The 14307-nt window shown below is 54.4% G+C and carries 13 protein-coding genes; 7 read left to right on the top strand and 6 right to left on the bottom strand.

Annotation, left to right across the window (positions count from 1 at the left end):
* Position 1: 1 nt before the first annotated feature.
* From der to trxA, 3 genes are all read right to left on the bottom strand, one after another.
* Complete coding sequence (gene der, locus TURPA_RS03120) at positions 2-1357, bottom strand: ribosome biogenesis GTPase Der (protein ID WP_014801824.1); 1356 nt, start codon at positions 1355-1357, stop codon at positions 2-4.
* A gap of 40 nt (positions 1358-1397) precedes the next feature.
* Positions 1398-2492 carry a site-2 protease family protein gene (locus TURPA_RS03115; RefSeq protein WP_014801823.1) on the bottom strand — a complete coding sequence of 365 codons (1095 nt, stop codon included), beginning with the start codon at positions 2490-2492 and terminating at the stop codon, positions 1398-1400.
* Between the two features lie 78 nt (positions 2493-2570).
* The gene (trxA, locus tag TURPA_RS03110) at positions 2571-3338 is read right to left on the bottom strand and encodes a thioredoxin (protein ID WP_014801822.1); all 768 of its coding nucleotides are present in this window, start codon (positions 3336-3338) and stop codon (positions 2571-2573) included.
* Positions 3339-3410: 72 nt separating this feature from the next.
* On the opposite strand from trxA, the gene TURPA_RS03105 reads away from it, so the two are divergent.
* The 4 genes from TURPA_RS03105 to TURPA_RS03090 are packed head-to-tail and all read left to right on the top strand — an operon-like array spanning position 3411 to position 6233.
* Positions 3411-4244, top strand: a complete 834-nt coding sequence (locus tag TURPA_RS03105; RefSeq protein ID WP_014801821.1) for an alpha/beta fold hydrolase — start codon at positions 3411-3413, stop codon at positions 4242-4244.
* Positions 4245-4304: 60 nt separating this feature from the next.
* Entirely contained in the window at positions 4305-4715 is a 411-nt protein-coding gene (locus TURPA_RS03100) for a hypothetical protein (protein ID WP_014801820.1), read from the top strand.
* 39 nt (positions 4716-4754) lie between these two features.
* Positions 4755-5120: a hypothetical protein gene (locus TURPA_RS03095; protein ID WP_014801819.1), complete on the top strand. Its 366-nt coding sequence runs from the start codon at positions 4755-4757 to the stop codon at positions 5118-5120.
* Between the two features lie 51 nt (positions 5121-5171).
* Positions 5172-6233, top strand: coding sequence for a class I fructose-bisphosphate aldolase (locus tag TURPA_RS03090; RefSeq protein ID WP_014801818.1), 1062 nt, complete (start codon positions 5172-5174; stop codon positions 6231-6233).
* Positions 6234-6261: 28 nt separating this feature from the next.
* Here TURPA_RS03090 and TURPA_RS03085 read toward each other — a convergent pair whose 3' ends face one another.
* Entirely contained in the window at positions 6262-6723 is a 462-nt protein-coding gene (locus TURPA_RS03085) for a Crp/Fnr family transcriptional regulator (RefSeq protein ID WP_014801817.1), read from the bottom strand.
* Between the two features lie 3 nt (positions 6724-6726).
* A complete protein-coding gene (locus tag TURPA_RS03080) occupies positions 6727-8781 on the bottom strand; it encodes a Na/Pi symporter (protein WP_014801816.1) in 2055 nt (684 codons plus the stop codon).
* A 185-nt stretch (positions 8782-8966) separates the two neighbouring features.
* Between TURPA_RS03080 and TURPA_RS03075 the strand changes: the two genes are divergently transcribed.
* Both TURPA_RS03075 and TURPA_RS03070 read left to right on the top strand, forming a co-directional pair.
* Entirely contained in the window at positions 8967-9908 is a 942-nt protein-coding gene (locus TURPA_RS03075) for a bifunctional enoyl-CoA hydratase/phosphate acetyltransferase (protein ID WP_014801815.1), read from the top strand.
* Positions 9909-9998: 90 nt separating this feature from the next.
* Positions 9999-11183, top strand: a complete 1185-nt coding sequence (locus TURPA_RS03070; RefSeq protein WP_014801814.1) for an acetate/propionate family kinase — start codon at positions 9999-10001, stop codon at positions 11181-11183.
* 45 nt (positions 11184-11228) lie between these two features.
* Here TURPA_RS03070 and TURPA_RS03065 read toward each other — a convergent pair whose 3' ends face one another.
* Positions 11229-12056 carry a hypothetical protein gene (locus tag TURPA_RS03065; RefSeq protein ID WP_014801813.1) on the bottom strand — a complete coding sequence of 276 codons (828 nt, stop codon included), beginning with the start codon at positions 12054-12056 and terminating at the stop codon, positions 11229-11231.
* 130 nt (positions 12057-12186) lie between these two features.
* Between TURPA_RS03065 and TURPA_RS03060 the strand changes: the two genes are divergently transcribed.
* Positions 12187-14280, top strand: coding sequence for a TonB-dependent receptor plug domain-containing protein (locus TURPA_RS03060; RefSeq protein WP_014801812.1), 2094 nt, complete (start codon positions 12187-12189; stop codon positions 14278-14280).
* Positions 14281-14307: the final 27 nt, after the last annotated feature.

Raw genomic sequence — 14307 nt, 5'->3', positions numbered from 1 at the left:
GTTATTTTTTCTTTCTTTCTTCAGTGCGCACCTGTAAAAGAATCGGCACTTCGGTCATGCCGAGGCGTTTGCGCAGCTCATTGTTCAGGTGCCGGCGCACCGGCATGGTTACCGGTTTATTCGTGAACAGAATAAACCGATTCAACGGATTGCCCTGCGTAATGTATTTGAGCTTAATGTTTTGGTTGGCGAGCACATGGCTCTTCGCGAGCTCTTTCAAAATTGCGTTCAGTTTGGGCGTGCCGATTTTTTCGACCACCTGACGGCGCAACTCAAAGGCTTTGGTGATTGCTTTAACGCAATTTTCACCCGTCTCGGCACTAACAAAAAACCAGGGAAACTTCCAAAAGGCTTTTTGCGATTTTTCGACTTCGACCGCGACTTCGGCCTTGAGCTCTTTGTCTTCGCGAAATTGATCGTACTTATTGATGAGCGCTATCAGGGGTTTGCCGGCCTCGGCGATCAGGGCAAAGAGTGTCTTGTTCTGCTTATCGAGATTCTCTTTGTAGTCCATCACGAGAAAGACGACCTCGCAGGCTTCAAGCGCCTCACGCGCGCGCTTGACGCTAATCGATTCGACGTCTTCGACGACATTGCGCTGGCGCCTTAGGCCTGCGGTGTCGACGACTTCGATGAGCTTGCCCTCGAAATGAAAGAATTCGTTGATGCTGTCGCGGGTCGTGCCGGCCACGGGTGAGATGAGCGCGCGTTCTTTGCCGGTGAGCGTATTGAACAGGGTGCTCTTGCCTGCGTTGGGTTTGCCGAGAATCGCCAATTTTAGGTCAGGTTTGAGCACGTCGTCGGCAGTATCATTATGATCGCCGTCTTCGGTTCGGGGTAGATCTACCTTCTTGCTGCCCGACTTGAACTGCGCCTGAATGCGTTCGCGCAACTCGCCGATGTTACGGTGGTTGAGCGCCGAGACGAAAAAGAGTTCGGGAAAACCGAGCCGGTAGAATTCACTCGCTTCGGCCTCGAGCTGCGGGTCGTCGATGAAATTGACGACGAGCCACACGGGTTTTTTCGCGCGGCGCAGACGGCTCGCGAGATCTTGTTCATAGGTTGTGAGCCCACCGCGTTTGACGACGAACAGCAAGAGGTTAAACTTTTCGAGCTGCTTTTCGGCCGCGCGAATCGCTGCGAGAGTCAGTGCATCATCTTTAATTTTTTTTTCGCTCTCGAACCCGGGAAAATCAGTGAGTGTCCAGGTGCCTTCACCCCACGGAACCTTTTCGGTAATGAGGTCGCGCGTGACGCCTGGCTGGTTGTAAATGATGCTCTTGCGGTGGCCGAGCAGCACATTAAAAAGAGAGCTTTTGCCCACGTTCTGGCGGCCAATAATTGCAATCGCGGGCATGGGTTTTTATAGCACTCGGTCAAGGGAATGTCAAGAGTTATTAACTTGCCTGAGGTGGCTGCGTTGCCTTTTGAATCAATAGAAACTCGCTGATATTTTCTAGATCGATAACGCCGAGCAGTTGACCCGGGTACCCAACGGGCAGCAGCGGCAGGTTAGATTCTGTCAGAATCTGCAGCGCCTCGGTGAGCGGCAGTTGCGGCGGCAGGTATTGTATCTCGCGGCGCATGATCTGGCCGATCGCGACACTCTGCCCGAATTGGTTGAGCCCCGCGAGCATCGCGTCTCGCGTCAGCACTCCGGCGACTTCGCCGTTTTCGGTGACAAGAAACTCACGTTCCTGGCTGTCGAGCAGCGCGGCGAGCGCGGTCGAAAGCGGAGCTTCGGCGCGCAGCAGTGTAAACTTCGTCATCAGCAGGTGACCGACTCGGTGGGCCGAAAGGTCGCGCTTCACGTATTCTTGACTTGCCTCAGCGCCTGCGCCGAGGTAGATAAAGATGCCGATGAATACAAGCCAGATGTTATAGAAGAGGCCCAGAAACACAAAGCCAATCGCGAGCACCTGACCGACATTCGCCGCGACTTGCGTCGCGCGCGTGCGCTCGAGTTTCATCGCGAGCAATGCGCGAAACACCCGACCGCCATCCATCGGAAAAGCCGGTATCAGGTTGAAGACCGCCATCACCACATTCACCAGAAAAAGAGTGGGGATAAACATCTCAGCCGTCATCGGCCCTCTGGGAAAACCAATCGTGTAAACCGTGGGTGAAAAATGCATGTAGGCAAACAGGGCACCGGCGATCACGACATTGACCATCGGCCCGGCAATCGCCACGAGCAATTCTTGTTTCGGCGAATCGGGCATTTTCTCCATGCGGGCCATGCCACCGATCGGGAAAAGTGTAATGTCGCGCGTTTTGATGCCGAAGCGCTTCGCTGTCAACGCATGGCCAAATTCATGCAGCACGACGCAGGCAAAAAGGGTGAGAATATAAGCAAGCGAGAGCAAGAGTTGATCGGTGCTGCCTGTCTGGCGGTAGTTGGCAAAACCAATGTAGAAGAGTAATAAAAGAAAGGTCCAGTGTATATAGACCTTGATACCCTTGAATTCTCCGATTGCTACTGACCAACGCATGGCTACCTGTGCCTGCGGGCAAGACCGCCCGTCATGTATAAATGAATTTTGGGAGTTGAGCTTGCTCAACTCCCAAAATTAATACAATGCGCGGGATAATTTGCGTCTGAAATCGAGCGTCAGCGGATTTTCGTTGCCGAGCAGGTGAAACGCCGCAATCATGAGGCCTTTTTCTGTTGCGTGGTTCTTGCTTGCTTCGATCTTTTCGAGCAGATTTTCGAGGTAGCCCGTTGCCGTGGCCTCTTCGCCTTCGACGAGTGCGCGCAGGGTCTTGGAATCAATATTTGCGTCAAGGTATGCCAAGAGCGCACCGCGGGCTTCGGAGTGGGCTGAGCCAAACTCGGCAATTTCGGTCACAGCAGCGCGTAGAAGCGATAAATCCACCTGAGGTTGCTGCAGCGCACCGCGCACAATGGCCCACGCGGCATCGTCCCGCCGCCTGCCTTTGGTATTGCCCTGCTGCAGTGCCGGCAAGGCCTCTGCAGGTTTGTTCGCAGCAAGTGCGAGCAGAGACTCAAACTCCGCCGAGGGAATGTGCTCGTCGAGAATGTTGCGAATCGCGGCAGCGGGTTGCGCGCCGACGAAGCCACCGACAACTTTACCGTCTTTGAATATACGCACGTCGGGAATGCTGCGAATCTGAAACGCCTGCGCGAGCGTGGGCTCGGTCTCTGTATTGACTTTGGCAAGCGCGAACTTGCCGGCGTATTCGGCTTCGAGCGCCTCGAGCGTTGGGGTGAGAACCTTGCACGGGCCGCACCATTCTGCCCAGAAGTCGACGAGCACGGGGCGCGTCTGAGACTCGATGATCACTCTTACTTCAAAATCTTTTGCGCCAACGTCCATAAGCGCGAGTTTGACAGAAAGACGCACCGTAAATGAGTAATTGCACCCTGTCAGCCCGGTGAATTGTGGCATATGCGTCGTTCGCATTTCAGATTTTCGGGCCTCAAGCTTTCATACCTCGAAGCAGGCCGCGAAAGTTCTCCCAAACTCTTTATCGCGCATGCCAATGGCTACGCTGCGGGTATGTACGACTACCTGATCGAATCTCTGAGCCAGCGTTATCATGTCTGTGCCCTCGATTTTGCCGGTCACGGCGAATCAGACAGCACGCTCGATTTCAATTCGTGGAATTTCTTCAGCGACCAGATTCTCGCGTTCTTTGACCACAGGGGCTGGCAAAAGGTTTCGGCGATCGGCCATTCGCTCGGCGGCGGCAGCCTCGTGCGCGCGGCGATTCAAGACCTGAACCGCTTGGAAAAACTCATTCTGTTCGACCCGGTCGTGCTCGGGTTTCTCGCGATCACCTACGTGAAACTTTTTGGCAACCCGATGGCGCGCACCGCGCTCGGTCGCCGCGCCGACTTCAAGAACAAAGACCAGGCACTCAAAATTTTCATGCGGCATCCGGCGAACAAAAACTGGCAGAGAGAAGCGGTGAGGGCATACGTCGACTATTGTATCAAAGAAGATGCAGAAGGAGCGATACTGTGCTGCCTGCCCGAGGTCGAGGCGCAAATCTTCTCGCAGACGAACTACGGCCACCTTTTTAAACTGGGAAAAATTCGCGCCGAGACACACTTCGTGCTGCCACCGCATTCGAATGTGTGCCCGACCCGCGTCGCCCGGCGTATTGTGCGTAACAATGAGAAATCCTCATTGATACGCTTACCCGGCACCGGGCATCTGCTACCATTTGAAGACCGTGCACTCACTTTGCAGACAGTCGAACGTCTGCTGGGCATCTGAATCGCCGGGCGGCAGAGGCGCATGGCTTGACACAGCGGCAGATCGCGCGGCCGCTGCCACATGGAATTTTTAAACGACCCCTTCTGGCAGCTTGGCCTTGTGCGCTCGCTGGTACCGCTTCTCATGGTAATTTTGTTCACGCAGTCGGGGCTCGATAAAGTCTTCGATTTTCGCGGCAACCTCGAATGGATGACTGCGCATTTCAGCAAGACGATTCTGAAAGGCGTGGTGAAACCAGCTCTGATTGCGATAACGATTCTTGAGCTATTGTCTGCGGCACTCTGCGCGGTGGGTGTGGTCTACGTGTTCGCGGGCATTTCGATTATGCCCGCGTTCTGGGGGCTGATGCTCTGTGCTGTCACGCTGCTGAAACTCTTCGCCGGGCAGCGCATTGCAAAAGATTACCCGGGCGCCGCCACGATTGCGTTCTATCTTTTTCTGGCGGTGTTCGGTATGTTCGTGCTCAGATAATTCAGTTGACGGGCCGTTTTTGCCGAGTCGGATTCAACCATGGGTCGTATCGTTCAGCGTGTCAAAATTCAATCGTTTGTCAATAAAGACGAAAAAGTCGAGGTGGATGCCCTTGTCGACATGGGCGCTTCCATCATGGCGTTGCCCTCGAAATACAAGAATATCTTTAAGTCAACGGAGCTCTACGACGCCGAAAGCGTGACCGCTGCGTGGTTTGTGCCCGTGAAGATAGGGGCAGGCTTCATCGTACAGGTCGCGGATTTCAGACCTACAAGCGCAGATATCGCTTTCATTGACGGCCTCGATGAGCCGCTTATCGGCTACACATTGCTTGAGGCGATTCCGGTTGCGGTTGATATGTTGGGACACCGACTCGTGCCGGTAAAGTATCTTGATATGAAATAAGCGCAATGTGCATCGCGCTTGCCGCCCTGTCATAAATATATACCCTTTCCCATGGCACTCACCCTCAACGACATTGAACAGCAACTCGGCCCGCATGCAGGCCTTTTGATACACAAGTGCGAGACGATTCATAAAGAAGCTTTGCACCTGCCTACGGGCGACGTCGTCGATACGATCTACGCGCAAACGAACCGCAATAACAATGTATTGCGCTCAATTCAGTCGATTATCGGCCATGGCCGTCTGGCGAATACTGGCTATGTTTCGATTCTGCCCGTTGACCAGGGCATTGAACACTCCGCTGGCGCGTCTTTTGCCCCCAACCCGATCTATTTCGACCCCGAAAATATCGTGAAGCTCGCAATCGAAGGCGGCTGCAACGCCGTTGCGTCGACCTACGGTGTGCTCGCAGCGGTTTCACGCAAATATGCGCATAAGATACCGTTCATCGTCAAGATTAACCATAACGAGTTCTTGTCATACCCCAACAAATTCGACCAGATCATGTTCGGCTCAGTCGAAGAAGCCGCCGCACTGGGTGCAGTCGCGGTCGGCGCGACCATCTACTTTGGCTCAGATGAGTCAGCGCGCCAGATTGTCGAAGTGGCGCAGGCGTTCGAGCGCGCGCACGAACTCGGCCTCGCAACAATTCTCTGGTGCTACTTGCGCAACGGCGAGTTCAAAAAAGATGGTGTGGATTACCATACGTCGGCAGACCTTTCGAGCCAGGCAAACCACCTCGGCGTTACCATACAGGCAGACATCATTAAGCAGAAGCTGCCCACGAACAACGGCGGTTACAATGCGCTCAAGTTCGGCAAAACGCATGCAAAGGTCTATTCAGACCTCACCAGCGACAACCCGATCGACCTGACGCGTTATCAGGTCGCGAACTGCTATATGGGCCGCATGGGACTCATTAACTCGGGCGGCGAATCAAAAGGTGCAACCGACATGGCAGAAGCAATCACAACTGCAGTCATCAACAAGCGAGCCGGCGGCATGGGCCTCATCTCGGGCCGCAAGGCATTCCAGAAGCCGATGAAAGAAGGCGTGGCGCTCTTGAACGCAATTCAAGACGTCTACCTCTGCAAAGACGTGACAGTAGCATAATGAACGTGTGTTGCCCGTTCATTATGCGTTAGTGTCTTTCCCACATTAGGCTTGAGCGCAGTTCATGCGCGGTCTGGCGAATGCGCCGGGCCAGAATGCGCGCGAGGTTGCGCATCGTGATATAACCCATGTGGTTGTCTTGCTCGAATATTTCATAGAGCGTTGCGCTCGGTATCTTGAAGACTGTTGTTTTCTGTATCGCAACCGCAGTCGCAGAACGCGGCTGGCCGTCGATAAAGGCAAATTCGCCAAAGAGTTTACCCGGCAAAATGGTGTGTATCGTCGCACTGTCGGTTTTGCCGAGTGCGCCGATAATCTGCACGCGTCCTTCGGTGAGAATATACAGGTCTGACTCGGTGCTCTGTTCGTGAAAGATCTCTTCGTTCTCGGCAAATTCGACCTTGAAAGCCTTAGCCCCGATGAGCGCGAGCTCGGTTTCTGAAAGACCCTTGAAAAGTTCAAATTCGCCGAGTAGTTTTTGAATGTCCATATATTAATCCTGATTTTCTAGAATCGTTTTGCTGATCTGGTGTACATCGGTTGCAGCGATACGCAGCCCGTCGAGCACGTCGACGAACGTGTTCATTGCGGCACTGTCCTGGTCGGTGGCCGAAAGCAGACTTTCGAGGTTCTGGCTCTGGACTTTTTTTGACATGAATTTTAGTTTCTTGTAGAGCAGGCCCGATTCTTCGGCCAGTGGTATGTTCTTCGTTTCAAACGCCTGCAGGTTCTTCTCGAGAAGTTCGGCGATCTTGCTGAGCAGGAATTCCAGGTCTTTTTTCTGGTTTTCGTTGAACGTGCTGTACTTGTCGGTAGCTCCTTTCATGACGGGCAGCACCTCCATCTGGAGTGAGTTGGCCAGCTGCCGCATGTCTTCAGCGAGGTGGAGGTAATACGTGGCTTCGCGCGATTCATTGTTCGTGAGTGTCAGCTTGGTCAGGTCGCGCAGGTAGAGTTTGATGGCATCTGACAAGATCGCAACCTGGCGGTTCGTCGTTTCAATATGACTTTCAGCTACCACCGCTGCCTGCGGATTAAAGAGGTTGCCCAGGTCCTTCACGGTATCAAAGACAATCTGGCCTGCGCGCATGAGTTCGCGGCGCGTCTGCTCGAGCGAAAGACTGGACGACTTGATATCACTGGGTTGTATGAATTGTGGCTTAAAGACAGTGGGTGCCGGGCCGGTGTCTTTGATAATCGCTCGAACAGCTTTCTCGAGCAGTCCAACGAACGGCAAGAAGATGATGGTGTTGATGCCGTTGAAGAACATGTGCGAGTTCGCAATGGCGCGCGAAATATTGCCGGGTTCCATCTTGTCAGACAGGTATTTCATGAGCTCAGTAAACTGCCCGATAAAGGGCATAAAGACAAGCACGCCGACTGTGTTAAAAATGAAATGAATCAGCGCAACGCGTTTGCCGTCGCGGTTGGCCTTCATGCTGCCGATCATCGCGGTGACTGTCGTGCCGATGTTCGCGCCGAACGCGATGACGATTGCAGCTTTAAGGGTCAGAATACCCTGCGTGGCCAGTGCGATTGAAATACCGATCGCGGCGCCGCTGCTGTGAATCAGGCCGGTAAAGACGGTTGCGACGAGCAAGCCGAGAAACGGGTTTTCGCCGAACGAGGCGAGCAGGTTCGTAAATGCGGGCACTGAGCGCATGGGGCTCATCGCCTCGCTCATCAGTCCCATACCAAAGAAGATCAGACCGAAGCCGAAAATAATCTCGCCCCCGAATTTGAGGGCCTGAGATTTCGCGCCAAAGATGACTGAAACAAAGAAGCCCAGCGCAATCAGCAACGGCGCATATTCGTTGATGTTGAACGCAATCAGCTGTACTGTTACGGTTGTACCAATGTTACAGCCGAAAATCACACCGATTGCCTGTTTGAGCGTCATCAGCGTCGAACTCACGAAACCAATCACCATAACGGTCGTTGCGGTTGAACTCTGTATCGCAGCGGTAGTCACCGTACCGACCAGAACCCCCATGACGGGCGTGTTCGTCAGCTTGCCCAAAATGACGCGCATCTTGTCGCCGGCGGCCTTTTGCAGACCTTCGGAGCTTACGTCCATACCGAAGAGAAAAATTGCCATGCCGCCAAAGAGGCCAAGAACCAGAAAAAAGATCCAGCCACCGCGCAGGGCCTTGGTGCGAATCTGGATGGGGGGTGTTTCCAGTTTGCCATTGTGAAAAGCTTCGACCAGGTACTCGCCAGGGGCATCACCGATCCTGAGCGTTGCTTTAATGATACCATCTTTGTCTGTGCGCCCTTCTAACGGGCTCACTTCGGCATTCTTTCCTGCGGCATTGCTCAAATGGAAGCGAACAAGTTCATTTGCAGCGGGTTGGCCATTCTTGAGAACCTTCACCATCAATCCCTGGTTGATAGTGCCTGACTCCAGGCCTGTCAGCGTTTTTTGGCCAACGGGGTAAGAATGGTTTTCGAGCTTAAAGACATCGGCGGCCGCAAGGTCGCCGACCAAAATTGCAGCCAATGCGAACAGCTTCGAGAGGCGACGGAAATTCAAAAGAATCAAGAACATGCGGCTGCTCCTTGCGTTAGGGCGATTCAGCGAACACGCCCGGCTTTCAGGTGCCATCGGGGGTATACGAGACACTCTGCATATTCATTTGAAGACAATTTTGTCGCCTATTCCCACGCGTGGGCTTTACGGCATGGGCCTTGTTTTGAGTCTATGGAGCGGCCGTTCACGCCACAAGGGGATTCATGATTACAAGTTTTACTCAGGTTGAAGAAAAGATTCATTCATACCCGATGCAGAAGATTGCGGTGGCGTCAGGTACTGATTCTGAAACTCTGCATGCCGTGCAAATGGCGCGCGAGAAGAATATTGCCGAGTGCGTGCTCGTGGGCGACGAAGCAGTCATTAAGTCAACGGCCGAGAAAGAAGGTATCAGCCTCGCGGGCGTTGAAATTATCAACGTGGCAGACCCGATGAAAGCCGGGCTTGCGGCAGTGCAGCTCGTGAGCGAAAACAAAGCGCAGATTTTCATGAAGGGGTATATTCACAGCGACGATTTTCTGCGGTGCGTGCTCAACAAAGAAGTAGGTCTGCGCGCCGACAATTTGCTCAACCACGTCTTTATACTTGAGGCGACGCATCTCGGGCGGTTGCTCTTCATCACCGATGGGGCCATGAATATTGCGCCTTCGCTCGAAGAAAAAGCGCGCATCATCAGTAACACTGTGGCGCTGGCGCAGATATTCGATATCGAAAAACCCAAAGTGGCGGCCGTTTCGGCGGTCGAGGTTGTGACGCCCGGTATTCAATCGACGATCGATGCAGCGCTGCTTGCCAAGATGAGCGACCGTAACCAGTTTCATGGCGGCATTGTCGACGGGCCGCTCGCACTCGATAACGCTATAAATCCTCTTGCTGCGAAATATAAGAAGATCGGCGGGGTGGTTGCGGGTAACGCTGACATTCTGCTGATGCCCGACATCGTTTCGGGCAATGCGGTTGCGAAGGCCTTTGCGCATATTACCGGCGGTACCACCGCGGGGCTCATTTTCGGTGCCAAAGCGCCGGTGATTTTGCCTTCGCGCTCTGACTCAAAGCAGTCTAAGCTCATGGGCATGGCCTGCGCGGTCTACGTCGCAGGGGCGAATGCGCAAAAGAGAGTAAAAATTGGCAAAGTGCATTTTTGACCGGTGCCCTTCGAGCACCTCAGGGCACGCCTTTGAGCACCGCAGGGCGCGACCTCACGGAGCGTTCGCTGAGGTGCTCGAAGCGAACGCATGAAAAAGCTCCTCGTCATCAACTCGGGTTCTTCGACGATCAAGGCGGATGTCTTTGTTATCGAAGCCGGTGTGCCCGTGCGCACAGCCAAGGCGCTCGCCGACAAAATCGGCAAGGCCGATGCTTCGCTTGTGCTCAAGGCGGGTGGCAAGACTCTTGCCGAGGTAGCGATCGGTTCGCTCAGCGTGCCTCAGGTATTAGACCGCCTGTTCTCAGAACTCGCTTCCACCGGTATTTGCCGCACCGATGAGCTGCTGGCCGTAGGCCACCGTGTCGTGCACGGCGGCACGGCGTATTCTGCCCCGGTTGTCGTCGAGACAGATGTCATCGCGGCCATTCAGCGCATGGTGGTCTTTGCGCCGCTGCACAACCCGGCTAACCTCGCGGGCATCGAGCACTGCCGGCGTGTGACAGCGTTGCCGCAGGTTGCGGTTTTTGATACCGCGTTTCACCAGACGATGCCGGCTGTCGCGTCGACTTATGCGATTGACCGCAAACTTTCAGAGCAACACGGCATTCGCCGCTACGGCTTTCACGGCACTTCGCACGAATATGTGACGCGCGAATGCGCAAAGGTCATGCAGATCGATTACGCACATTTCAACGCCATCTCGCTGCATCTGGGTAACGGCGCGAGTGTCTGCGCGGTGCGAAATGGCCAGAGTATCGACACGAGCATGGGCTTCACCCCGCTCGAGGGGCTTGTCATGGGCACGCGCAGCGGAGATCTTGACCCTTCGGTGCCGCTGTTCTTGCAGCAGGCCACCGGCTTCACTGCCGGCGAAGTGGAGTCGCAGCTCAACAAGAAGTCTGGTCTTTTGGGGCTGAGCGGTGTAAGCGACATGCGCGAGCTTTTGAGCCGCGCCGATGCCGGCGATGAGCAGGCTGCGCTCGCGAGAGATATCTTCTGTGCGCGGGCGAAAAAATACCTGGGTGCATACCTCACCTGGGGTATGCCGCATGCAATTGTTTTTACAGGTGGCATCGGCGAGAATTCGCCTGAGATACGCCGGCGCATTGCGTCTGGTCTCGAACACCTGGGCATTACCCTTTCGGCTGAAAGAAATCAGTCTCCTTCGGCAGAAGGATTAATCAGCGCGCCGAACTCGGTCGCTGCGTATGTGATCGACACCGACGAAGAGATGATGATTGCACGCGAGACGCTGCGGCTCTCGCGAGTTTAATTCAGGCGTTCAGGGCTTCATGGTACGCGTGAACATACTCGAAGGTCAAAAAACATAACTCACACCCGCGCTGATCGATGGGGCGCCGAGAATGTTGCGCACCAGAAAGCCACTCTTGTAAAACAGATTGAATGCCAGACGTTCGCCGGCATGCAGCACAATGCCCGGTGCGTAGCTGAAAAAGCTCGCATTGTTGTAGTAAAGCGGGTTTGTGCTGAGCAAACCTGCGTCACCGTTTTTTAAAGACTGCCTTGCCTCGAGACTGAAGATGAAGGTGACGAAAGACGCACGAAATCCCCCCATGAGTTGGCCATAGATCTCATCAGAAAAACCGACAGTACGCTTATGGTAACCGGTCGAGAGCAGGTAAAAAACCGGCAGACCGATCTGAAATCCGCCAGCGGCTGAAACTTTTGGCATGAAGCTGAATTCACCGTCACCGGTAGCAATCGCAGCGTTCTTGTTGCCGGTCGGCAGGCCGAGGTCGAGCCCCGCACTGACGAGCACCGGCCCCTGAACGAGCAAATACTGGCCGCTCGCAACGCTGTCGCCGATGCCGGTATGGCGTCGCTCATTCGCAAGCAGCGTGGTGTTTTCTGCCGAATGCAGGTTGAGCACGGGCAGCATCGCGCCGAGCGTTAACCTTTCGCTGACGCCATGCTCGCCGTAGAAGTTTGTTGCAATTTCTGTAAAGCGCGGTATGCCGGGGGTGTTGCCCGCATCGTCGTAAACCTTGTTGGCGGATGTATAACTCACACCCAAGGCCATCAGTGTTTCACCCGGCGCGCGTACCCACGCGGCGGCGAGGGTCTGGCATGAAACTGCCAGCAGCACCATTATGACACCGTATTTTTTATTCCAGATCATGCTCATGAGTCGGTCTCCTGCGCAAAGTCTTACGCGCATTCCGTGTCTCTTATCGTGAAATCGCGAAAGCGATTTCACGGCAAGTCAATTGCCGAAAAGCCGTTGACGCAGGCGTGGTGCCCGCTTAGGCTTCCGCATGCGGTGCATTCGTTGGTTTGCAATTGTTTTCGCCGTCTTGGGTGCGCAGTTCCTTCAGGCGCAAGAAACCAACGCCACCGAAGAACTCGGTTATTATTATCTCGAAAATCAGGTCGTCGTGACCGTCACGCGCAGCGAAGTGAAACTCAAAGAAGCGCCGGCCGCAGTCTACGTCATTACCGACAAAGACATTCGTGAACGCGGCTACCGCACACTTTCAGAAGCGTTGCACGACGTTCCCGGATTCGACTTTCAGCACACCTACGGTACTTTTCCCGAAGTGGTACACCAGCGCGGCCTTGTCGGCAATAACCAGCGTAGTCTGCTCTACATCGACGGTGTGCCCGATAACAACATTTCTGAAAACGCGATGCTCGCAGGCAGCCTGCGCTTTCCGCTGCACAATGTGAAGCGCATCGAAATTCTTGCGGGGCCCGCCTCGGCGCTCTACGGGGCGAACGCCTTCAATGGCATTATCAATGTCATCATGAACGATCAGGACCAAGGCTCAGAGGTCGCGCTCACCGGCGGTTCTTACAACAATTCTTTCACAAACTTAGGGGGAGCTCTAAGTCTCTACACGCGCGGCCGCGCGGCCGATGTGAAGTACAGCCTGAGTGGATATTATTACAATACAAAAGGGCCTGACTTTCGTAACGTGCAGAATCTCGATGCCCAGGGCAAGGGTTATTACTGGTCGCCCGTCTATGACAACTCGAAAGAAGATACGTACAATATCTCTGCAAAATTCACCAAAGGTAATCTGCGTTTTCAGACAGTAAACTGGCAATACCTGCAGGGCCTTGGCACGTTCGCCAACGCGACGCAGAGTATCGACACAACTGCCGGCGGTGTCGGCGGTTCAGCATGGGATTTTCGCAGCAACTCGTTTGCCCTCGGCTACATCAACGAGTTCACAAAACAGCTGAGCCTCGACAGCGAGGTGATCGTGCGCCATACCGATGTCTTGAGTTCAAGCCACGACCAGACGGCGCAGACGGGCAAAGAAGGGCCTACGTTGTATCAACGGCCCGGTGACCTGGTCTATTATACGTCGTACTCTCGGCCCGACTATGCTTATGAAGTGCGCGAGAAACTTACCTACAACCACAGCGACCGCGCCAACACGACGCTCGGCTTCGAGGTGAACCATTCGGTTGTGCCGACGGGTTATGGTGCAACGACACGATATGACTACCAGAACTACGGCACGTACATTCAGCAGGTCTATAAACCGATTGGCATGCTGGCGCTCACAGGGGGATATAGATTCGACCACAATACCATTTCGGGTAATTCGCATACACCGCGTTTGGGCGCAGTCTTGAGCCCTGTCGAAGATCTGACATTCAAACTGCTCGCGAGCACCGGCTTTCGCGCCCCCACCGCATGGGAGCTTTTCAACGCCACGAGCAACAGGCTCGCGAACACCGGGCTTCGCCCTGAACGGCTCATGGCCTTTGAACTGGGCGCAGGCTATCGACTAAAAAAGAAGTATTACTTCGGTATTCAGAGTTATTACAACCGCATCACCTCGCTGCTTTTAGAGGTGCAGACCAGCACGGCGAAGCCGACAACCGGGTTTTACAACCAAAACCAGAATGTCGGTAACGCAGAGATTATCGGCGTCGAGTTTCAAAGTGACCTGCAGCTTATGCGCGACCTCAATGTGTTTGCGAACTACACCTACACGACCGGGCGCTATTTTGACCTGCCGGCGACGATCGCCACCACCCCCGCTACGGCAGCAGGCGACCGTATGCCCAACATCGCTCCGCACCACTTCAATGTCGGTACGACCTATTATTTGATGAAAGACCTATCGCTGCACATGCGCGTCAACTACGTGCACGAGCGCGAGACGATTGCGATGAATCCGGTGCGCAGCGTGCCGGGCTACATTCTGCTGCACGCGAATATTCGGTGGGAGAATGTCGGGGTGCAGGGTTTCTATCTGCAGTTGATGGTGAGAAATCTTTTCAATCAACTGGTGTTCGACCCTGGCATACGCACGGCAGACGGCGGTTATTACCCGACGCAGCACCCGCTCGAGGGGCGCAGCATCTGGCTGACCGCCGGATACAAATTTTGATTTTTCTGGCGGCTTGCCGCCAGAAAA

The sequence above is a fragment of the Turneriella parva DSM 21527 genome, assembly GCF_000266885.1.
GTDB classification, from domain to species: Bacteria; Spirochaetota; Leptospiria; order Turneriellales; family Turneriellaceae; genus Turneriella; species Turneriella parva.
The sequence above is the reverse complement of the archived record's forward strand: the minus strand, read 5'-3'. Positions and strand labels throughout refer to the sequence as shown.